General features: G+C 57.5%; 21 protein-coding genes. 8 read left to right on the top strand and 13 right to left on the bottom strand.

Going from position 1 to position 21,634, the window contains the following annotated elements; translation table 11 throughout:
* Positions 1-108: 108 nt before the first annotated feature.
* Both corA and V8J88_RS21925 read left to right on the top strand, forming a co-directional pair.
* Entirely contained in the window at positions 109-1,077 is a 969-nt protein-coding gene (gene corA / locus V8J88_RS21930; RefSeq protein WP_338846404.1) for a magnesium/cobalt transporter CorA, read from the top strand.
* Between the two features lie 7 nt (positions 1,078-1,084).
* On the top strand, positions 1,085-2,656 hold the full coding sequence (locus V8J88_RS21925) for a glycosyltransferase (RefSeq protein WP_338846403.1): 1,572 nt from the start codon (positions 1,085-1,087) through the stop codon (positions 2,654-2,656).
* Here V8J88_RS21925 and V8J88_RS21920 read toward each other — a convergent pair.
* The 8 genes from V8J88_RS21920 to V8J88_RS21885 all read right to left on the bottom strand — a co-directional run bounded on the left by V8J88_RS21920 (position 2,647) and on the right by V8J88_RS21885 (position 9,241).
* Positions 2,647-3,324: an acetyltransferase gene (locus V8J88_RS21920; protein WP_338846402.1), complete on the bottom strand. Its 678-nt coding sequence runs from the start codon at positions 3,322-3,324 to the stop codon at positions 2,647-2,649. The two genes, V8J88_RS21925 and V8J88_RS21920, sit on opposite strands and share 10 nt — an antisense overlap.
* Positions 3,321-4,160 (bottom strand): 3-keto-5-aminohexanoate cleavage protein, encoded by an 840-nt coding sequence (locus V8J88_RS21915; RefSeq protein WP_338846401.1) that lies wholly within the window; start codon positions 4,158-4,160, stop codon positions 3,321-3,323. Before V8J88_RS21915 ends, V8J88_RS21920 begins: the two co-directional genes overlap by 4 nt.
* A gap of 50 nt (positions 4,161-4,210) precedes the next feature.
* Positions 4,211-5,317, bottom strand: coding sequence for an exo-alpha-sialidase (locus V8J88_RS21910; RefSeq protein WP_338846400.1), 1,107 nt, complete (start codon positions 5,315-5,317; stop codon positions 4,211-4,213).
* A gap of 1 nt (position 5,318) precedes the next feature.
* Entirely contained in the window at positions 5,319-5,588 is a 270-nt protein-coding gene (locus tag V8J88_RS21905) for a MoaD/ThiS family protein (RefSeq protein WP_338846399.1), read from the bottom strand.
* A 6-nt stretch (positions 5,589-5,594) separates the two neighbouring features.
* Complete coding sequence (locus V8J88_RS21900) at positions 5,595-6,059, bottom strand: AtaL-like protein (protein WP_338846398.1); 465 nt, start codon at positions 6,057-6,059, stop codon at positions 5,595-5,597.
* On the bottom strand, positions 6,059-6,490 hold the full coding sequence (locus V8J88_RS21895) for a GNAT family N-acetyltransferase (RefSeq protein ID WP_338846397.1): 432 nt from the start codon (positions 6,488-6,490) through the stop codon (positions 6,059-6,061). Before V8J88_RS21895 ends, V8J88_RS21900 begins: the two co-directional genes overlap by 1 nt.
* Before the next feature lie 42 nt (positions 6,491-6,532).
* Entirely contained in the window at positions 6,533-7,276 is a 744-nt protein-coding gene (locus V8J88_RS21890; RefSeq protein ID WP_338846396.1) for a sterol desaturase family protein, read from the bottom strand.
* 84 nt (positions 7,277-7,360) lie between these two features.
* Entirely contained in the window at positions 7,361-9,241 is a 1,881-nt protein-coding gene (locus V8J88_RS21885) for a phosphoenolpyruvate carboxykinase (GTP) (RefSeq protein WP_338846395.1), read from the bottom strand.
* A gap of 421 nt (positions 9,242-9,662) precedes the next feature.
* On the opposite strand from V8J88_RS21885, the gene V8J88_RS21880 reads away from it, so the two are divergent.
* Complete coding sequence (locus V8J88_RS21880; RefSeq protein WP_338846394.1) at positions 9,663-10,631, top strand: D-2-hydroxyacid dehydrogenase family protein; 969 nt, start codon at positions 9,663-9,665, stop codon at positions 10,629-10,631.
* A 5-nt stretch (positions 10,632-10,636) separates the two neighbouring features.
* Here V8J88_RS21880 and V8J88_RS21875 read toward each other — a convergent pair whose 3' ends face one another.
* Complete coding sequence (locus V8J88_RS21875) at positions 10,637-11,380, bottom strand: L-asparaginase (RefSeq protein ID WP_338846393.1); 744 nt, start codon at positions 11,378-11,380, stop codon at positions 10,637-10,639.
* A gap of 104 nt (positions 11,381-11,484) precedes the next feature.
* On the opposite strand from V8J88_RS21875, the gene V8J88_RS21870 reads away from it, so the two are divergent.
* The 4 genes from V8J88_RS21870 (at position 11,485) to V8J88_RS21855 (ending at position 14,808) form a co-directional block, all read left to right on the top strand.
* A complete protein-coding gene (locus V8J88_RS21870; protein WP_338846392.1) occupies positions 11,485-11,970 on the top strand; it encodes an asparaginase domain-containing protein in 486 nt (161 codons plus the stop codon).
* 9 nt (positions 11,971-11,979) lie between these two features.
* Positions 11,980-12,630 (top strand): LysE family transporter, encoded by a 651-nt coding sequence (locus V8J88_RS21865; protein WP_338846391.1) that lies wholly within the window; start codon positions 11,980-11,982, stop codon positions 12,628-12,630.
* An 11-nt stretch (positions 12,631-12,641) separates the two neighbouring features.
* On the top strand, positions 12,642-13,592 hold the full coding sequence (gene pip, locus V8J88_RS21860; RefSeq protein ID WP_338846390.1) for a prolyl aminopeptidase: 951 nt from the start codon (positions 12,642-12,644) through the stop codon (positions 13,590-13,592).
* 217 nt (positions 13,593-13,809) lie between these two features.
* Complete coding sequence (locus V8J88_RS21855; protein ID WP_338846389.1) at positions 13,810-14,808, top strand: molybdopterin-dependent oxidoreductase; 999 nt, start codon at positions 13,810-13,812, stop codon at positions 14,806-14,808.
* An 85-nt stretch (positions 14,809-14,893) separates the two neighbouring features.
* Here V8J88_RS21855 and V8J88_RS21850 read toward each other — a convergent pair whose 3' ends face one another.
* Positions 14,894-15,547, bottom strand: a complete 654-nt coding sequence (locus tag V8J88_RS21850; protein WP_338846388.1) for a transposase — start codon at positions 15,545-15,547, stop codon at positions 14,894-14,896.
* Between the two features lie 270 nt (positions 15,548-15,817).
* Between V8J88_RS21850 and V8J88_RS21845 the strand changes: the two genes are divergently transcribed.
* Positions 15,818-16,669: an alpha/beta hydrolase gene (locus V8J88_RS21845; protein ID WP_338846387.1), complete on the top strand. Its 852-nt coding sequence runs from the start codon at positions 15,818-15,820 to the stop codon at positions 16,667-16,669.
* Between the two features lie 368 nt (positions 16,670-17,037).
* On the opposite strand, the gene V8J88_RS21840 is transcribed toward V8J88_RS21845, so the two are convergent.
* The 3 genes from V8J88_RS21840 to V8J88_RS21830 form a co-directional block, all read right to left on the bottom strand.
* Positions 17,038-18,636, bottom strand: coding sequence for a M28 family peptidase (locus tag V8J88_RS21840; RefSeq protein ID WP_338846386.1), 1,599 nt, complete (start codon positions 18,634-18,636; stop codon positions 17,038-17,040).
* Positions 18,637-18,686: 50 nt separating this feature from the next.
* Positions 18,687-19,421 carry an MgtC/SapB family protein gene (locus V8J88_RS21835; protein ID WP_338846385.1) on the bottom strand — a complete coding sequence of 245 codons (735 nt, stop codon included), beginning with the start codon at positions 19,419-19,421 and terminating at the stop codon, positions 18,687-18,689.
* 166 nt (positions 19,422-19,587) lie between these two features.
* Positions 19,588-21,396 (bottom strand): aminopeptidase P family protein, encoded by a 1,809-nt coding sequence (locus V8J88_RS21830; protein ID WP_338846384.1) that lies wholly within the window; start codon positions 21,394-21,396, stop codon positions 19,588-19,590.
* Between the last annotated feature and the right edge of the window lie 238 nt (positions 21,397-21,634).

Genomic DNA, 21,634 nt, shown 5'->3' with positions numbered 1-21,634 from the left:
TAAACTTGCGCTGTCTCAAAACCGTATCCTGCGTTGCGGATATTTCTTCAGCACCTCGCCTGTCTTGTTTCGCAAGGTTAGGCAAAACCATCGCCAGGCGGAACCAGAATGATCAATGTCTTCGTACTACAAAACGGCCGATTGAACCAGGTTCATGTTGATAAATTGAGCGACCTGGAGCAATTGGAACCGGTTTGGGTGGATTTGACCGATCCTGATGATCAAGAGCGTTCCTGGGTGAAGTCTATTTACGGGGTGATTTTGCCCGGTGAAGACGAAGTGAAGGACATTGAAGCTTCAGCCCGCTACTACGAAGCAGAGAATGGCGACCTGCATTTGCGCACAGATTTTCTCTTGGAAGAAGATGCCGGCCCGTCCCGTGTGGTGACGGTTGCATTCATTCTGGCCCGTAATATGTTGTTCTCTGTGCACAACGATGATTTGCCGGTGTTTCGTCTGGTGCGTATGCGTGCCCGCTCACGGCCTGGTTCGATCAATGATTATATGGATGTGCTGCTGGATCTGTATGCAACAGATGCCGAATATTCTGCAGATTCGCTCGAAGGTGTGTATGAGACGCTTGAAGACGTCAGCCGGCGTGTGTTGCAGAAAGATTTTTCTGACCAGGATGCAGCCGAAGCGTTGAATGAAATGGCGCGTCAGGAAGACTTGAATGGCCGCATCCGTCGTAACATGATGGATACCCGGCGCGCAGTCAGCTTTTTGATGCGCGGACGTTTGCTGTCAGCAGATCAGTTTGAGGAAGCCCGCCAGATTTTGCGCGATATTGAATCGCTGGATGGTCACACCTCTTTCCTGTTCGATAAGATCAACTTTTTGATGGATGCCACGGTCGGCTTTATTAACATCAATCAGAATAAGATCATCAAAATTTTCTCAGTAGCCAGTGTGGCCTTCCTGCCGCCAACCCTGATCGCCAGTATTTACGGTATGAACTTCAAATCCTGGTTTCCGGAATTGGATTGGTCTTATGGCTATCCTTATGCATTGGCCTTGATGGCGGTCAGCGCTGCTGCGCCGTTACTGTATTTCCGTCGCCGTGGCTGGCTGCGTTGACTCCGTGATGAATAACGAATCCCAATTACAACTGGTGTACCTGAGCGATGCGCTGGATCAGGTGTTAGCAGATCCCGGCGCCGCCTATGTCTGGCATCAATTAGCGCCATTGCTGGCGAATTGCGGCCAGGAACTGCAAGAACAAGTACTGCAGCTTTTGCAGAAAAATGTGCCGCAGCATGGTATTCCCGCATTTTTACATCAATCACTGCGTGCTTCGATTTTGCGGCGTACAGAAGAATATCAATTGGCGGGACAGGCCTTGCTTGCGCTGCAGACGCCACATTTGGATCGCATACAAGCATTTATCGCCTTGTGCTGGGCGCGTATGCTCGAAAGTAATGCGGATATGGCGGCTTTCGTAAGTGCGATGCAAAAATGCATGATCCCGGCGTTGATTGCGAGAATGGCCGGTATGCTGCAACAAGCAGCAAGCCAGCAACCAACAAGGCGTATCCCCGGGGAAATAAAGAAAGTTGCGGTGTTAACCTCCCATCTTGGTTCTCTGCATCATGCGCCAACCCGCTTAATGTTGCAGCATGTGGCGATGTTGATGGAAATGGGCATGCAAGTGGAATTATTCTGTTGCCAGGAAATGCTGGTGCCGCATATGCCGCAATTGCTGGGTAATGGAGAAGATTGCACGGTGGCGGTCGGAGAGTTGAGTGAATGGTCGCAAGTTTTGCCACAGTCGTTGCCGCTGCACATCGGCAACCGGCGCTTAGGCTTATTGCGCCGTTTTGCCAACATGACAGAAAACCTGGTGCACTACGATCCGGATCTGGTGTTTATGGTTGGCATGTACTCGCCATTGCAAGAATGGATGTACAACTTTCGCCCATGTTTGGCCCTGGCGACACATGCCACAGCGCCGATCGCCAGTTGCGACACATGGTTGAGCGCAGATTCACGCCTTTCCGGTAAAGTTTTGGGCTTGTGGGGCGATGATTTCAAACTTGGCCCGGCGTTTCACTACCCATGGCGTATCCGCTTGAATCCTGTGCAAGCATGCAGCCGCGATATGTTGGGTTTGCCGCCGCAAGCGACTGTGCTGGTAATTGCCGGCTACCGGCTGGCGCAGGAAATTCAGGGCGAGTGGGCGCAACGTATGCTGCACATGCTGCAGCAACATCCTGATTTGATTTTGCTCTTGGTCGGAGATGACAGCCAAACGCCGCCAGCACTGGCGCATGCGCCCGAGGGACAAGTTCGACTTTTGCCGCATCAAGAAAATCTGGGCGGGATTTACGCCTGTTGCGATATCTATGTGAATCCGGCTCGCATGGGCGGCGGCTTCAGCGTCCTGGAAGCGATGGGTAATGGTTTGCCGGTGCTGGCGTTGGCTGGCGGCGATGGTGGCAAAAAATTGCAACAATATGCACACAAAGATCTGGACGCCTATTTTGCGCAATTGGCAACCTGGCTGCGGGATAGCTCAGCGCGGGAGCAAGCCGGGCGTCAGCAAAAAGTGATGTACTTCCAACAATATGACCTGGCTTCCGCCAGTTCAGCCTTGAAATTGGCGATGGAGCAAGCGCGCACGCATGCGCAAACGCGCTTGAAGGCGGTTCAATCCTGATCCAGTTTTTTCTTGAATTTAGCGGGAATTCCTAACACCAGCGTTTGCGCTTCGACATCGCTGGTGGCGACCGCACCGGCGCCAATGAAGGCGTAATCGCCAATGCGCAGGCGCTCCAACAAGGTGGCGCCTATCGCCACCGTCACGCCACGCCCCAAAATCGATAAGCCGCCCAGATTGGAGCCGGGTTGCAAACGCGAATATGGCCCGATACGGGTGTCATGTCCCACCGTCACGCCACGGTTAACAAATACATGTTCCGCCAGCGCAACTCCAGGCCCAATCACACTGTTGGCGCCGATGAAAACGCCTTCGCCAAGTTGCGCTAAAGGGGAGACATAAGCGCTGGGATGCACCAGGGTGTGAAAACGCAAATCAAAGCGCTGCTTTAATAACTCAGCCAGTGTGGCGCGCTCCGGTGTGGTCGGGCCAAGCATATACACCTCACCTGCTTCCGGTTGAAATTCATCAAGCGTTTGCAGCGAGGGCGGCTGACACAGACGCGACAGCGCTTGTAATCGCTGCGCCAGCGGCACATCGCGTTCCCCATCCTCATGAGGTAAATGTTGCACCACCTTGGCCAACTGCAAGCCATTGGCCAAAGCGCAATCGAATAAATCGGACAAAATATTGCTCAGGCCGAAAATCACCAGGCGCTGTGCGCTCATACTGCGCGCTCCAGGTTCAAGCGGCGGCGCACTTCCGCGCAGCTGGCCACGCCACGTCCCATCGCATGTGCTTGCGCCACGGCGCGTTGCACCATCTGCAGATTGGTGGCAAGGTGCTGGCGCGCATCATCCAGCCACAAATTATCTTCCAACCCGACTCTGACCCCATCCGCCATGACAGCGCCCAGACCATTGGCGCGCAATTGAAAGCGTCCGATCCCCGCCACGGACCAGATGGACTGTGGCGGCAGATCGGCGACAATCGCGGCCAAGTGCAACAAACTGGCTTGCGCGGTAGCAGGGCTGCCTAACAGAATATTGAAATAAAACGGCGCTTGCAGCAGACCTTTATCGATCAATACCTTGGCGTAGTTCACCATTCCCAAATCAAATACTTCCAATTCAGGTTTGATGCCGCGCTCATGCATGATGCGCGCCAGGGTTTGCACTGTTTGCGGCGCATTCACGCTGGCGCTGTTGGCGAAATTCATGGAGGCCAACGTCAGGCTGGCCATATCTGGTTTAGCTTGCCCCTCCAGATACAGACTGGCGGCGCGCTTTTCCACGCTGCCCTCCTGCCGTCCACTGGTGGTGCTGATCACGATCATATCCGGCGTTTTTTCGCGCACGCGGCAAATAATCTCGGCAAACAGGGCAGGATCGCTGCTCGGATTGCCGTCCGCATCGCGCGCATGCAAGTGCGCCATGCTGACGCCGAGTGCGGCGCAGCGTGCGACATCTTGCGCGATCTCGGCCGGACTCAGGGGAACATGCGGCGTTTGCGCACGGGTAGGCACCATGCCGGTCGGCGCCAGGTTAATTATCAGATCTTGCATGGAAGAGCATTCTTTTGAAGCAAAACGGCTATTCTACCGAAGCTGGCCGATCAAGGGCGGCTGCGGTAAAAATCCACTGCATAAATTGGCGGCAGCGTATGGCTGATGGATTGCCATGTGTCGCCGCCATCTTCGCTCAGCCACAGCCCGCCTGTGGTGGAACCCATCAATAATGTTTCTCCATCATCGGCCACCGCCAAGCCATGACGGTAAATCAAGTCATAGCAATGCTCTTGCGGCAGGCCGAGGCGCAAACTCTCAAAGCTGCGTCCGCCATCACGCGTACGGCTGACCGAAAGCGCGGCATCCGGCGGAATGCGGCGCATATCAGCAATCGCCGGCGCAAACCAGGCGCAATCCGGGTTCGCAGGGTGGACTGCGACGGCAAAGCCGAAATCAGAGATTTTTTCGCCGCTGGAATGATGTGGATGAATTTGTTGCCAGGTTTGGGCGTCATCTATCGAGCGCCAAATGCCATTATGGTGCTGGCACCAGAAGGCGTCAGGCTGTGCGCGGCATTGCTTGATCATATGCGGATCTTGCACATGTTCGACTTCAGCCTGTTGCGGCGGCATATAGTCGGCGCGCATGCCGCGTGCGCTGACACGCCAGCTTTCTCCGCCATCATCACTGCGCCAGGCGCCGCCGCAGGAAATGCCCAGCAGCAAGCGGCGGCTGTCGCGCGGATCGACGCAAATCGCATGCATTGCCGGCACTTCCGTGCCGCCGCCAAACCATTCGCGCCGCAAAGGATGGTTCCATAAACTTTCCACCAGGCGCCAGTTCTGCCCATGGTCGAGAGAGTGAAACAGCCCGCCAGGCATGGTGCCGGCCCACAGCTCGCCGGGCGCGCCGCCCGGCGCCATGCTGAAAATCTGCTTCAACTTCCATTCCACTTCGCCCTCTGGTCTGTGCTCTTGCGGCGGATAGGCCGGGGTGGCGATTTCCTGCCACTCCCCTTGCGCATTGCGGCGATGCAGTTTGACGCCGAAGTGGCCCAGATTCAGCGCGGCATACAGGCTGTCGTCACGCGCGTCGTGCATCACAATGCTGACCGGATCTGCTTCAAAGCCGATCAAGTCGAGCTTCCAGCCGCTGCTTGTTTTGCCCAGCTCAAACAAGCCTTTGCGGCTGGCGATCAAACCCCGTGCTCCCATCTTATCCTCCTGATAAAGCTTGCCAGATATGAATTTGGCTTTCAGCTGTGATGGCTTGATTCCAGTTTTTATGGCTCAGAATGCGCCGGCCATCGATAAAAATCACCACATTCGGACGCAAATCGTTTTGCTCATCCAAAATATAGTTGCGCAGCAAAGGGTTATCAGCAAATGCATCGTCCAGCGCGCCGCGCAAGTCGCAGGCAGTGCTGAACACCTCGGGCGCGGCAATGAAGCGCTGCAATTGTGGCGTGAAAATCAGGCGCGGCATCGGATCTCAGACCAGCTTGCCTTGCGCCGCCAATTGGCGGATCAGGCTGATTGACTCAATATCCATCTCAACATATGCCGAGCGGCGGAAATCATCATACATCTGGCTGGCGGCGTCCTGCGCCTGGCCGGCGTCGTGATAGATAAAGCGCACAAACAGGCGTCCGGCTTGCGGCTCCTCAATCCGCATCCACATCTGTGAAGCCGGAAAATCATTTTGCGCGGCGACTTCGATGTGAATTTCCTGCTGATCCTGCAAATGTACGGCGTCTTCAATCAACGCTTCGCCAAAGCGCAGGCGGCGCGTGATGCGCGTTGCCTCGCGCTGCAGGATCTCGCAGGCGTCCAGATGCGGCAAAAACAGCGCAGGTTGTTCAATCCGCAGCAGCAAGCCTTGCCACAATTGGGCGCGGCTGAGTGCGGTGCGCAGCGGGTTGAAGTCGTTGATTTCAATCAGGTGTTCAAATTTCATCAGGCAATCCTGGCGATAGCATTCTTATGGGCGCTGCGCAGCATTTGACGTTGCGGCAGTGCGGGTTGATAAAAGCCGAATTGGCGGTAAAAGCCGTGCGCATCATTCGTGTGCAACAGCATCGTCAGGGATTGCATATCAGGATGCTGCACAATCGCATGCAGCAACTGTTTGCCAAAGCCGCGCCGGCGCATGGCCGGATCGACAAACACATCGCGCAAATAAGCGAAAGTGGCGTAATCCGTCACCACGCGTGCAAACGCGACCTGGCGGCCTTGGTAATAGCCGCCAAAACACAGCGAGTGTTGCATGGCTTTGCGCAAGGTCTCGCTGTTGATCCCGCGCGCCCAATATGATTGGCGTGCGAGAAAATGGTGAATGTAGCCGAAATCGAGTAGGCCGGGGTCGGTGGAAACAGTGAATACTGGCATGACCGGGTTCCAGAAACAGGGGCTGTCCGCGTTTGCGTCAGATTAGCCGCTGCTGACGTCTTTGCCAAGTAACATTTCTGTAATCCGTTCTGCCTGGTCGCTGCGAAAGCCGAGTTGCGGGTATGCGCCTTCCTCGATGGGGTTGTCCAGCGTGCCAAACATCCAGTCCCACAACGGCAAACCATAGTTTTGCGCGTGGTGCCCAAAGCGGTGATGAATGCGGTGCATTTCCGGGCGTTGAATAATCCAGCCCAGCCAGCGTGGCGACCGCGTGTCAGAGTGCACATACAGATTGAACAAGCCGGAATACAAGGTGGCCCAGGCGGCGCATTCGACCCCGCTGCCCAACACAATATACGCGGAGAAACAGCTCAATAAAGTGGCTCCGGCGGAATCCAGGGGATGCGCATAAAACGCGCTCAACGCTTCCAGTCTTTGCGGGCTGTGGTGTAATTGATGCACCGTGCGCCATAAAAAGTCAGACTGATGCAAAGCGCGATGCCACCAATAAAACAGAAAGCTGGTGATCAGAAACGCCAGCAAGCCGGCGAGCGGCGCCGGAATCTGCTCCGGTAAATGAAACCAGGCCCAATGCGGCAGTTTTTCACGGAATAACCAACCCACCAGCAAAGCGCTGCCGGCTTGCAGCAAATTCAGACTGCCGGCCAGAATCAGCCAGCGTTTATCACAATGATTACGGGAAGCCGGCGCAAGCACTTCGCGCGCAAAAATGAGGATGAAAAACAGCAGAATTGCAGGATAGATCAGCCAGACTGGCGGGTTCATGGTCAATTTCTTGTGCGCGGGGCAGAACGCATGCGTCCTGCTCCGCTATCAAGGTTACCCCGGCGTGTGCCGGGGCATTGCTTATCAGGCTGCGCTTAAGCGCTTATTGAGATCCGCCTTGATTTCAATCAGTTGCCACGGCAGACCCTGGTTCAAGCGGTCAAACAAATCCGTATGCAACTTGATTTCAGCGCGCCAGGCGTTTTTATCAATGGCGGTGATGGCGTCAAAAAGGGTTTCATCAAAATCGATGCCTTCCCAGTTCAAATCGCTGTACTTCGGCGTAGTGCCGAATACATTTTCCTCGCCGCCGGCACGGCCTTCGACCCGGTCCAGCATCCATTTCAGCACGCGCATATTGTCGCCAAAGCCCGGCCAAATGAATTTGCCTTCAGCATCGGTGCGGAACCAGTTGACGCAGAAAATCTTCGGCAATTGCGCGCCTTGCTGTTCGGCCAGTTTCGCGCCCAGGTTCAGCCAATGCTGGAAGTAATCGCTCATGTTGTAGCCGATGAAAGGCAGCATGGCGAAAGGATCGCGCCGCACAATGCCCATCTGACCGGCAGCGGCGGCGGTGGTTTCCGAGCCCATGGTGGCGGCCATATACACGCCTTCGGCCCAGTTGCGCGCTTCCGTCACCAGCGGCACCGTATTGGAACGGCGGCCGCCGAAGATAAAGGCGGAAATCGGCACGCCTTGCGGATCATCCCAGGCCGGATCCAGCACCGGGTTTTGAATCGCAGGCACAGTGAAACGCGCGTTCGGATGCGCGGCTTTAGCGCCCGTGGCGGCAGCGATTTCCGGCGTCCAGTCTTTGCCCTGCCAGTCGATCAGATGCGCCGGCGCTTCTTTGCTCAAGCCTTCCCACCACACATCGCCGTCGTCGGTCAGCGCGACATTGGTGAAAATCGTGTTTTCACGCATCGAAGCCATGCAGTTGTAATTGGTTTTTTCATTGGTGCCCGGGGCCACGCCAAAATAACCGGCTTCCGGATTGATCGCATACAGACGGCCATCTTTGCCCGGCTTGATCCAGGCGATATCGTCGCCGATCGTGGTCACTTTCCAGCCGTTGAAGCTGGCCGGCGGAATCAGCATGGCGAAATTGGTCTTGCCGCAAGCAGACGGGAAAGCCGCCGCCACATAGTGCTTGTCGCCGGCAGGCGATTCCACACCCAGAATCAGCATATGCTCAGCCAGCCAGCCCATGCCATCCTGCTGTTCGGCTTGACGCCCCATCACGGAAGCGATGCGCAGCGCCAGACATTTTTTGCCCAGCAAGGCATTGCCGCCGTAACCGGAGCCGAACGACCAGATTTCGTGGGTTTCCGGATAGTGCACAATGTATTTGGTCGGCGAGCAGGGCCAGGACACATCCTGTTGACCCGGCTCCAGCGGCGCGCCGACAGTGTGATGGCAGGGCACGAAATCGCCATCTGCGCCCAGCACGTCATAGACAGCGCGGCCCATGCGCGTCATGGTGCGCATGCTGACCACCACATAGGGAGAATCGGTGAGTTCGATGCCGATCTGGGCGATGGGCGAGCCGAGCGGGCCCATGGAGAAAGGAATCACATACAAAGTGCGGCCGCGCATGCAGCCATCGAACAGCGAAGCCAGACGGCTGCGCATTTCCGACGGCGGCATCCAGTTATTGGTGGGGCCGGCGTCATCTTTGTTTTGCGAGCAGATGAAGGTGCGGTCTTCCACGCGCGCTACGTCGCTCGGGTCAGAGCAGGCCAGGAAGGAATTCGGGCGCTTGGCCGGATTCAAGCGCTTGAGCGTGCCGCTGGCCACCATTTCATTGCATAAACGGTCATATTCCTCTTTCGAGCCATCGCACCAGTAGATGCGCTCGGGCTTGGTCAACGCCGCAAATTCATTGACCCAACTGATCAGCTTTTGATGCTTCACATAGTCGGGTACATTCAATGCGGCAACGCCCGCCAGCACAGGTTGATTCATATCTGCCTCCAAACAATAAAAAATTCTTGCCGACTACCATGCGCCAGATGATTCATGGCCCAGGTGCGCAGGTTCGGGCGGCATGCATTGCGGTTTTTATTGTTTTGTTGCATGCTTGCCGTCCAGGTTTGCAACTAATTGTTGCAGACCGGTCAACTTCAGTTTAGTGTATTCCTGTTGCGTTTTCTGCCAGATTTGTGCGGCGCGTGGTACGCGGCATCGCTACCATCATCTGCCAGCCGGTTGCTGGCGGCGATATCATGACAAACCCGTGAGGGAAGGATTGTACACTGCTCAAAAACTGTTCTCAATGGAATAACAAAATTAACCATAATTAATCCTGAGTAATATAGTAAGCTATTTTGAAAATGGTAATTTCTGTTATTTCACTACGAATTTTGCTTTAACATCGGATATTTTTATGAAAATTGCGATTCTTGATGACTATCAGGATGCTGTGCGCAAATTGACGTGCTTCAATTTACTGGACGGCCACGAGGTCAAGGTTTTTCACCACAGCGCAAGCGGGGTGGGGCAACTGGCGGTGCGTCTGGCCCCGTTTGAGGCGCTTGTGCTGATTCGCGAACGCACCCGCATCAGTCGCGCCCTGCTGCAAAAATTGCCGAATTTGAAGCTGATTTCGCAAACTGGAAGGTTAGCAAACCACATTGACCTTGAGGCCGCGAAAGAGTTAGGCATCTGTGTAACTGAAGGTGGCGGTGACCCGCGTGCGCCGGCTGAATTGGCGTTTGCCTTGATCCTGGCGGCGCGGCGCAAATTGCTGCCGTATGCAAGCCTGCTGCGCCAGGGCGCCTGGCAGACCAGCTCGCTGCAAGCGCAGCACAACACCCTGGGCCGGGTGCTATACGGGCAAACCCTGGGGATTTGGGGTTTTGGCAAAATTGGCCGTTTGCTGGCGGGCTATGGCGCGGCGTTCGGCATGCGGATTCTGGTTTGGGGCAGTGAAGCCAGCCGCGCCGCCGCGCAGCAAGCCGGTTGGGAAGCAGCGGCTTCGCGCCAGCAGTTTTTTGCCGAAAGCGATGTGTTAAGCCTGCATTTACGCCTGCTTGATGCGACGCGCGGCATTGTGCAAGCGGAAGATTTGGCCTTGATGAAAAGCGATGCCTTATTGGTCAACACCAGTCGCGCAGAATTGATTGCGCCGGGCGCATTGCTGGCGGCCTTGCGCGCGGGCCGGCCAGGGTATGCCGCGCTGGATGTGTTTGAACGGGAGCCGCCGGCAGCGGATGAACCCTTGCTGCAGTTGGAGAATGTGCTGGCCACGCCGCATCTGGGTTATGTTGAGCGGGAAAGTTATGAGCGCTATTTCAGCGCGGCATTTCAAAATGTGCTGGACTTCATTGCGGGTAAGGCGCGCAATTGCGCTTAATCTGTTCAGCCTGTTTCGAGCGCAAATTTGGGGGCGGGCATGAGGTGGGCGCGTTTGTGCGGCCACAGGCGCGCCCAACCGGGCGGCCAGCCGATAGTCGCGCCGCTGTAGGGCGGCACACCCAGTCGCACCGGGGTAATGCGCAACGGCGGCAATTCGTCGCCGCTTTGAAAGCCATCCATCTCAAAACTGAAGGCATAGTCCGGCAGCAGCTTGGCGCAGGCAGCGGCAAACCACTGGCTGTGATCTTCATCCCGTCCCAGCGCCTGGCTCAAACCATCAGGGTCAAATGCGGCCAGCGCTTGCGCCAACTCAGTTGCGCTGGCGCCGGGTTGATCGCCCCAGCCCAGCACCGGATTCATATTGTAATCAGAACCGGCGCCATACCAGCCGGGGCGCAGCGGGCGTTGCATCCAGTTGCGCGGCCCGGCGAATAAATGCCAGCGCCAATGCAGGCCGGATGCTTGCGGCCAGTTATACAGATACAGGCGTTGATAGCCGGCAGCGTGCAAGGCGCACACCATTTCCATCAAACGCGCTTGCGGCATGCGGTGAGGCGCATTCTGCGGAAAGCGGATCGCCTCGCCGCATGCATGGCTGACCTGAGCGCAACCCAGATGCAAATCCAGGGTGCGGCGCTCACTGCCAAAGCGCGCTGAAATCCAGCCGGTCAGCAAATTGACAGCCGTAATCACGCCATACCCGCGATGGCGGTGGAAAATGACTGTGCCTGGAGCAATCGCCTTCATGCCGAACCGTATCCGTTTTAAAAATAGTATAGTGTACCGTTTTCACCCGCCGCCCGGTGCTGGCGGGGCAGGCAATATTCGCACTAATCAGAGGAGAGAGGGCCATGAGTTTGCGTGTGATCGCCACCGGCGGAACCTTCGATAAACATTATGATGAAATCCGCGGCAAGCTGGATTTTGCGGAAAGTTATCTGCCGGCGGTGCTCAAGCGCTGCCGCCTGACCCTGCCGCATACTTTGCATGTGCTGCCGCTGCTGGATTCGCTGGATATGACCGAAGCAGACCGCCAGCGCGTGCTCGACGCCTGCCGCGCCGCGACTGAGCCGGCGATCGTGATTATTCACGGCACCGACACCATGCGCGAAACCGCTGCTGTGCTGGGAGCGGCAAATTTGCCGGCAGCCATCGTCCTGACCGGGGCCATGATTCCATATGAAGTGGCGAACTCGGACGCCCTGTTCAATCTGGGCTGTGCGGTGGGCGTGGCGCAAACCCTGCCGCATGGCGTGTATGTGGCCATGAACGGCCAGGTTTTCCCCTGGGACAATGTGCAAAAAAACCGCAGCGCGGGCGTTTTTCAGCCGCTCTGAGGAGGCCGCATGAGTTTCTCGCTCTGGTTAACGTTTTTTGTCGCCGCCTGCTTGATTGCCGTGTCCCCCGGCTCAGGGGCGGTGCTGTCGATGTCGCATGGCCTGTCCTACGGCGTGCGTAAAGCCAGCGGCACGATTCTCGGCTTGCAAGCCGGCTTATTGCTGGTGCTGTTAATCGCCGGCGCTGGCGTCGGCTCCTTGCTGCTGGCTTCCGAGACCGCCTTTTTTGCAGTCAAAGTGACAGGCGCGCTGTATTTGATCTTCCTTGGCGTGATGCAATGGCGCGCCAAAGTGGCGACAGACAGCAGCAATCCGGCGCGGGTGGAGCTGGGCCCGGCCCCGGACTTCAAGCGCCGCTTCCTGATCGGATTTTTCACCAACGCCACCAACCCGAAAGGGATTTTGTTCATGGTGGCGGTGTTGCCGCAATTCATTGACCAGCATGCGCCGGTTGCGCCGCAGCTGGCGATTCTGGGCGTAACCATGGTCAGCATTGATCTGGTGGTGATGCACGGCTATGCCGCGCTGGCGGCTTCATTGCAGGGCGTGATGCGCAATGCGCGCGCCATGCGCATCCAAAACCGGATTTTCGGCTCATTATTGATCGGGCTGGGCGCCGGCCTGTTTTTCGTCAAGCGCAGCACGCAAGCTGCCGCATAAAGGAGAGCGATATGCCGCAAACCACCTTGTTTCCGCCGCTTGAGCCATATCGCCATGGCATGTTGCCGGTGGATGAGATTCATACAATTTACTGGGAAGAATGCGGCAATCCGCAAGGTCAGCCGGTTTTGTTTTTACATGGCGGCCCCGGCGCCGGGTGTTCGCCGGCGCACCGGCGCTTTTTTGATCCTGCGCATTACCGCATTGTTCTGTTTGATCAGCGCGGTGCGGGGCGCTCCACCCCGCTGGGCGAGATCCGCAACAACACCACCCAATTGCTGATTGACGATATTGAACGTTTGCGCGCCATGCTGGGCATTGAAAAGTGGCTGGTGTTCGGTGGTTCCTGGGGTTCCACCCTGGCCCTGGCGTATGGCGAGGCGCACCCGCAACAATGTCTGGGTTTTGTCTTGCGCGGCATTTTCCTGTGCACACAAGACGAAATCGATTGGTTTATCGATGGCGCCAGCGAATTTCATCCTGACGTGCATGCCGAATTCGCCGCCATGATTCCGCCGCAAGAGCGCGGCAATTTGCTGCAGGCCTATGCGCGCCGCATTCTGCAAGGTGAGCCGCAGGATTTTTTACCATATGCGCGCGCCTGGACCCGTTACGAAGACTTGCGTGTGTATATGCTGCCGCGCGCGGAGGAAGACAGCGATGACGAATTGTGCATCGGCGTCGGACGCTTGGAAGCGCACTACATGGTGGAGCGCGGTTTCTTTGCTGATAATCAATTGCTCAATGAAGTCAAACAAGTGCGCCATTTGCCCTGTTTTATTGTGCATGGCCGCTACGATGTGATTTGCACCCCGAAAGCGGCGTGGCGTTTGCATCAAGCCTGGCCCGGTTCGCGACTTGAATTTGTGCCGGATGCCGGTCACGCAGCGATGGAAAGCGGGATTTGCAAACAGCTGGTGCAGGCCACCGAAAACTTCAAATTGCACGGCCACTTCGGCTGAAGCGTCTTTTGTGGCGCAAAGGGCCTGTCCCTTTGCCCGCGTCTGCCGGTAAACCGCAATTCCTGATAAAAACCATGCAAGGCGGCAAAATCAGGTGTAGCATAATAAAAAATGCCGTTGGGAAATATTTTTTGAATCTTGATTGATTCGCAATCTTGCTTTGCCTGTATGAATCGCCCTGATTGTGGTGTGGACTTTCTGCGCTGGAGGTAAGGTAATGGAACAACAATCAAACGATGAGGAACATGAAGGCTGGCGTGTCGAGCATGCCGGTTTTGAATTGTTTCAACCTTCACTGGCAGAACTGGACAGTTTTATCACGCCTACCGCGTCCATGTTCACGGTGGTTCATATGGGTGTGTTCAGCGTCTCGCGCGAAAAATGGCGCATGCGTGTGGATGGACTGGTGCGCAATCCTATCGAGTTGACATATGACGATTTGATGGCGTTTGAGCAAATTGAAGTGGTGGCGACGCATGAATGCGCCGGCAGCCCGCTCAATCCGACCCATCCGGTGCGCCGGGTTGGCACAGTGCGCTGGCGCGGGGTCTTGCTTTCGGCCTTATTGGAAAAGGCGGAAGTGTTGCCTGAAGCGCGCTATTTATGGTCCAAGGGGGCAGACTGGGGCAGCTTCAACAAAAACGAGAATTTGTATTATCAAAAAGATCTGTCACTTGAATTGCTGCAACATCATCAACCAATATTGGCGACCCATATCAATGGCGAGGAATTGACGCCTGAACGTGGTGCGCCGGTGCGTCTGGTAGTGCCGGAATGCTATGGCACCAATTCCACCAAGTGGTTGACCAATCTGCATCTGGCTGACAAACGCGCCACGGGTTATTTCAGCGCCGTTCTGTATAACGAAGAAGTGAATGGACAAATGCGCCCGGTTTGGCAAATTGCGCCGCATGCTGTCTTTGTATCGCATCAGACTGGCATGTCCCTTTCCTCCGGGGTGCACAGCTTGCAGGGCTGGGCCTGGGCCAGCGGTGGGGTGGATCTGGTGGAAGTCAGTGTGGATGGCGGCGTCAGCTGGGCGCCTGCGCAACTGCAAGCCAAGCAAGAATATGCATGGCAGCGTTTTGCGATTGACTGGCGCGCGGCGCCGGGCCAGCACCGCCTGGCATGCCGCGCCCGCGCATGCGATGGCCGGGTGCAACCACAGAAGGGCGCGCGCAATGAGTGGTTTTGGATTGAAGTGAATGTGGCGTAAGGCAGGCGCGCGCAGCGCGTCTGCGCGCTGAACGAACGAGAAAAAACAGGCGCCGTGTGAAAACGGCGCCTGTTTTTTGTGCAGCTCAGTGAGCAGCGGGGCGGCCAGCGCGGCCGCGCGTCACCTTGTAACCCACCTCGGCTTCGATTTGCGCGATGAACTTGGCGTTGCCCAGCACATGCGCGCCATTGCAGGCGCGGCGCAAAATATTTTCCATGGTTTCCGGCAGCGGGGTTTTGCACATGGCGCGGTAAGCCAGACTGCGCTCGCCGGCGTCGCCCGCCAGTTTTTGATACAGCTTATGCGGGGTCAGCAGGGCATTGCTCTTGCCCTCGGCATTGGCGCGATAACTGCTCCAAGGGTAGAGCCGGGCATGATTGCACAGCCCGGCGCGCACCGGCGCCTGTTCGATATAGCGGTAACAGGACAGCACATATTCCGCCCCTTGCAGCAGGGAAGAGCGGAAGCGTCCCTCCCACAGACTGCCGCTGCGCTCATGATGTTGATTCACATATTGCACATAGCGTTGTGACAGGTGCTTCATCAGCCAGGAAACGCCATCGGCGTCTTTTGGCGTGGCGAGGATGTGCACCTCATTGGGAAGTAAAGCATATGCGTGAATTGCACATTGAAAACGGCTGGCCAGTTCGGTCAGGCTTTCTATGTAGAATTTATAATCCGCATCGGAGAAAAAGCACGCCTCATTCGGCAATGCTCGCTGGATCAGGTGAACTGTCACTCCTGCAAATTTCAGTCTGGCGCGCCTTGGCATACATCCTCCGTGGAAAACAAAGGTTGATGCAATCCAGTATAGCGAAAACTGGCGACAGTACCAGTCCCAAAAGCAACTTTCTGCATAACAAAAATAATTCATGGAAATTCCGCTGCGAATTTATGTTGCGCCGCACAAATTTCCTTTGTGTCCCATTGTGCAGCCTGCATGGCGCCAACTGGCGTGATGCAGGGTGATGGTTTATGCTTGGCTTTTGCCATCAGTTGGAGTCTTGTCATGTTTGTTGAAGTCAACCATAACCGCCTGTTTTTTGATGTGACCGGGCCTAAGGTGCGCGCCGTGGATGGCGTGGCGCGCGAAGTTCCCACGCTCTTACTGCTGCACGGCGGGCCGGGGTTTGACCATATGGGCGTGAAGCAGGAATTATTGCCGCTGGCCGAGCATTTTCAATTGGTGTGGCTGGATCATCGCGGCAATGGCCGCTCGCAAGGCGACAATCCGGCAGACTGGAATCTGGCGCAATGGGCCGACGATGTGCGCGCGTTTTGCGATGTGCTGGGCATCGTTAAGCCGGTGGTGCTGGGACAATCCTTCGGCGGCCATGTGGCGCAAGCGTATGGCATCCGTCACCCGGGCCATGCGGCCAAGCTGATCATCTCCTCAATTTGCGCCAAATGGGACATTGATTTGTGCGTACAGCGTTTTGCCGAACGCGGCGGGGCAGACGCCGGCGCAGCGGCGCGCGCGATGTGGGGGCGCATGGAGCAGGAAGACTATGAGCGCTATATGCAGGTCTGTTATCCGCTGTATGGCGCACAATGGCGCGACCCGCAGGCGCCGAGTCCGGTGATCCGCAAATTTGAAGTGCTGCGCCACTATCTGCGCCCGGGCGGCGAATTTCAATCGATTGATTTGCATGCTGATCTGAGCAAGATCACTTGTCCCACTTTGGTGCTGGCCGGGACGCAAGACCCGATTATTCCCTGGGAATTAACGCGCCGTTTAGCGGATGCGCTGGTGCATGCCCCTGTCACTTATGTGCAGATGGATCATTGCGGGCATGGCGTCTGGCGCGATGATGCGCCGGCCGCATTGCAAGTGATCCGCGACTTTATTTTGCAGCCATAAGTCTGGCCCGGGGCGGCGCATTGACGTATGGCGGATGCAGGCCGCACATAGCGTCCCGGCCGTACAAAGTCTGAAAGCGATCGCAAGAACCGTTTTCCAGCTGGCGGCAGGCATTGCCATTCCCGGCGCCGCAACTGCAGCGCGATTGTACGCATTCACAAAAATCGGCGTAACAACCGGCATACGCGCTGCCTGCGCCAAGCCTCAGCTCAAGCTTGGCATCTCAACTCCTCACTCAGGAAAGAAAAAGGGACGCATTCCGTATCAACAGAATGCGTCCCGGTTTGCAGCTGGTGAGGCGCGCCGGATAGCTGATGCGCGACGCCTGCGGCGCGGATTCAAGCACCGGCAGACAGCAACGCGCAGCTTCAGCGCGCTTTGGCGAATGGATCGCCCGGCTTCCACTGCGGCAGCGCTGGCGCATCGGCCAGGGCGCGTCCCAGATTGAGGGTGAATTGCGCCTGTTCGCGCATGCCGGACAAATCCCAGGCCGGATCATATTCATCGCTGGCCTGGTGATAGCGCGCGCCATAGCCTTTGCGCTTGAGACCGCCATCCGCCTGCAGATATTGGCTGCCGCTGCCGACTGAGAATGCCGGCACGCCGGCTTTGGCGAAGCTGAAATGATCGCTGCGGAAATACACCCCATGCGTGTCCACGCGCGGCGGCGCCAATTCCAATCCCATGCTGCGCGCCACCTGTGCGGCGTAGCCATGCAAATCGCTGCGTTCGCTGCCAAACACGCTGATGTCGCGCGTGCGGCCAACAAAATTCATGGTGTCCAGGTTTAAATTGGCGGCGGTTTTGCCCAGCGGCGTGAGCGGGTGCGCAGCATACCAGGCGCTGCCCAGCAAACCCTGTTCTTCCGCCGCCACCCATAAAAAGAGTTGGCTGCGCTTGCCCGGATGGCGCACGGCGGCTTGCGCCATCGCCAGCAGCGACGCCGTACCGGATGCATTGTCCACCGCGCCATTGAAAATCAGATCGCCCTGGCTGCCTTCTTTACGTCCCAAATGATCCCAATGTGCGCTGTAAATCACCCATTCATGCTTGAGTTGCGGATCCGTGCCGGGAATCAGGGCAGCGATATTGTATTGTTCCAGACGGCGCGCTTTGACTTGCAGCCGCCCTTGCAGGCGCAGCGCCAGAGCGCGCGCTTGCAGCTTGCCGCTCTCGGCTTCGCTGTGCAAGGTTTTCAGATCCAAGCCGGCGGCTTGCAGTAATTCGGCGCTGGCCGCTTCGCTCAGCCAGGCTTGCAGGGCCAGACCGGGTTTGCCGTCGTCCAGCTTGAAATGCTCGCCCTGGCCATTCGCCAGCACGCTCCAGGAAGTCAATGCATTGGCTTCGGTATGAATAAAGATCACGCCAGCCGCGCCGCGCCGCAGTGCTTCTTCCGCCTTGTAGCTGCGGCGGCCAAAATAACTCAGTGCGGCGCCGGCGAAGCGTTGCGGGGCCTGGGCCGTCGGTTGCGGCTCGCCGGACAGCATCAACAGAATCTTGCCCTTGCAATCCACATCCTTGTAATCATCCCAGTTTTCTTGCGGCGCATGAATGCCATAGCCGACAAACAGCAAGGGGTGATCAAACACGCTGCTGCTGTCCAGATCGCTGCCGGGCAGCCAATCGCGCCCATCCTGCCAGCGCAATTCCTTGCCCTGCGCGACGGCGCGCAAGCCATCGCTTTGCGCTTGAATGCCCACGAGTTTCACCGCTTGCCGATAACTCTCGCCCGCCGCAGGGCGCAGACCGAGTACGCGCGCTTGGGTTTCCAGATAGGCTACGGTCAAATCGCCGCCGCGCTGGCCAGTGCCGCGCCCCTCAAATAAATCAGAAGACAACAGCGCCAGATGGGCGCGCAAGGCGCTTTCATCGACTTGCGGAGGCGCTGTTTGCGCCAGCGCGGGCGGCAGGAACAGGCAGGGCAGACAGAGTGCGCAGGCGCGCGCAAAACGTGACAGGGCAGGCATGCTGAAGCTCGCTGGAGGAAGAAGAAAGCGGCATCATAACAGAGCCGTATTCAGTTGCGCGCGTGCACCACCTGCAAGCTGTCCACCCCGTCAAAATGCTGTAAGTCCGCGCCCAAAAGCGCGAGCGGCATGCCGCTCCGTTTGGATAGCGCAATCGCCACAAATTGCCACTTGGGTTTGCCCTCATCATAGGAAATCGCCATCGAGCCGGATGCAATCTGGTAGCCGCGTTCTAACAGAAATTGGCGCAAGTGTTCCAGATTCGGCTTGCAGTCCTGGCCAAAGCGCAGCATCAGCGCAATCGCATGACGCGAGGGCAGCATGGCTTCCAGCTTGGAGACCCAGATCATCAAGGCGGCGGACAGGCCGGCCAGGCAGATGGCCGCAGCATAAAAACCCAGGCCGATCAAAATGCCAACCACAGACGTGACCCAGATCGAAGCGGCAGTGGTCAGGCCGCTGATGCTCAAGCCTTCTTTCATGATCACCCCGGCGCCAAGGAAGCCGATGCCGGTCAGCACCCCTTGCACCACATGCGACACCTCGACCACGGCGGAGACGCGCTTGGAAACGCCAAACCAGAATTCCGGATAACCGATAGCGGCGGTGGCTGCGGCAGAGGCCATGCACACCAGGCCATAGGTGCGCATGCCGGCGGCGCGGCCATGGTAAGAACGTTCATAGCCCACCGCCAAACCCAGCAGCAGGGCGCCGAACAGATTGAGAAAGACCAGGCCATTCACTGCAAAATGCGCCTGATCCCAATACGCAAGCAGGTAGTCCATGATGCACCCTTTCATGGCCGGCGTCAGGACGCCGCGAATATGCTGTTGTCATCTTCGCATGTCCGGCCCCAAAAGCAAGACAGCGCCCGCAGGCGCTGTGCTTGTTGTGGTGAAAAGGATGCAAAAAACTGCAGCCGGCTGGCAAAAACCAGCTACTGGCGCAGTATTACACTGCTGCAGTGCGCAATAAGAGCCACTCGCGCGCGGCCCCGGAAACATGCGGCAACAGGCGGGTTTGCACTTCCTGATGATAGGCGTTGAGCCAGGCTTTTTCATCGGCGCGCAAGATCTCCAGATCCAGGCAGCGCGTATCAATCGGGCACAGGGTCAGGGTTTCAAAACTGAGGAAATCGCCAAACTGGCCGCTGACGGCATGACGCGCATACACCAGATTTTCAATCCGCACGCCCCATTGGCCAGGGCGGTAAATGCCCGGCTCGACCGAGGTGATCATGCCTTCTTCCATCGCGGTATGCGCTTCCGGCATGGTGGTTTGCGCGATTGATTGCGGGCCTTCGTGAACATTCATGAAATAACCCACGCCGTGCCCGGTGCCGTGGCCATAATCAATGCCGGCGGCCCAGATCGGCGCGCGCGCGATTGCGTCCAGCATCGGCGACTTCAGGCCGCGCGGGAATTGCGCGCGCGACAGCGCCATCATGCCTTGCAGCACCAGGCTGCAATCGCGTTTTTGTGCGGCATTCACCTGGCCTACCGCGACCACGCGCGTGATATCGGTGGTGCCGCCCAGATATTGCCCGCCGGAGTCAATCAAGAGTAAGCCATCGCCTTCAATGCGGGCGTGCGCAGCCGGCGTGGCGCGATAGTGCGGCAGCGCACCGTTGGCGTTAAAGCCGGCAATGGTTCCAAAGCTGGGACAGACAAAGCCCGGCCTGCGGGCGCGCGCGGCGGTGATTTGAGCATCCACTTCCAACTCAGTCACTGCGCCTTGCGCCAGCGCGCTTTCAAGCCAGGAGAAGAATTCACACAGGGCGGCGCCATCCTGTTCCATCGCCGCGCGCACATGGGCCAGTTCGGCGGCGCTTTTTTTGGATTTGGCGAAGACCGTCGGATTGACCGCTTCCACCACGCTCACGCCAGCCGGCAGCGCCTGGCGCAAGCCATAGGTGACGCGGCGTGGATCCAGCAGCACGCGGGCATTCGACGGCAGTGCGGCAAAGGCCGGGAAGGCGGCTTCATAGGCTTGCAGCGTGACGCCATCAGCCGCCAGACGCGCCGCCAATTCCGGCGCGATCTTGCCGGCGCCGACAAACAGCGTGGCCTGTTCCAGGCCGATGCAGGCATGCGCTAAAAACACCGGGTTGTAATTCACATCCGCGCCGCGCAGATTGAACAGCCAGCCGATATCGTCCACTGTGGAAATCAGATGCCAAGCGCAATCCTGGGCGCGCATTTCAGCGCGCAGCGCGGCCAGTTTGGCGGCCCGGCTTTGCGTGGCGTAAGGCGGCAGATGCTCGTACACCGGCGCATCCGGCAGGGGCGGGCGGTCGCTCCAGACTTCCTGCAACAAATCGCATTCCGGGGCCATGCTGGCGCCGCAGCTTTGCAACGCTTGTTCAATCTGCCGTGCAATGCCCAAACCAAGAATGGCGCCATCCACCGCCAGCCGCTGGCCCGGCTTCAGGTTTTGCGCCAGCCATTCCACATATTGCAGACTGCCGGCGGTATTGATCTTCATCAGCGCAATTCCACTGCCGGCCAACTCCGCTTCCGCCTGCGCCCAATAACGGCTGTCCGCCCACAGACCGGCGAAATCCAGCGTGACGATCAATAAACCAACTGAGCCGGTGAAGCCGGAGGCCCACACCCGCCCTTGCCAGCGCTCGGGCAGGTATTCGGACAAATGCGGATCACTGGAAGGAATTAAACAGGCGTGGACTTGCTGGCGTTGCATGGCGGCGCGCAGGGCGGCAATGCGCGCATGCGCCACATGTTGTTCAGACAGGGTGTTCATGAGCTTCTCCGGCACATAGCAGGGCATAGAAATAAATATGCATGATAGCGCGCTTTGCCCTGCTTTGCTGTGCCTGATCCTGCTTGCGGCATGCGTGTTGTGGCCGGTTTGCGGGCGCACAACTGTTGCGCATTTGTCTGCAAAATGCGCAGCAGTCGCCAGCTTTGTGATACTTTCAGCGGATGGGCCGGCTGGCGTGACACAGCCAGCATTGGCCATTTCCCTTTTTTTCCCGGAT

This window comes from Massilia sp. W12, assembly GCF_037300705.1.
Classification (GTDB): domain Bacteria; phylum Pseudomonadota; class Gammaproteobacteria; order Burkholderiales; family Burkholderiaceae_D; genus JACPVY01.
Note: the sequence above shows the minus strand (reverse complement) of the source record. Positions and strands in the feature narration are given on the sequence as shown.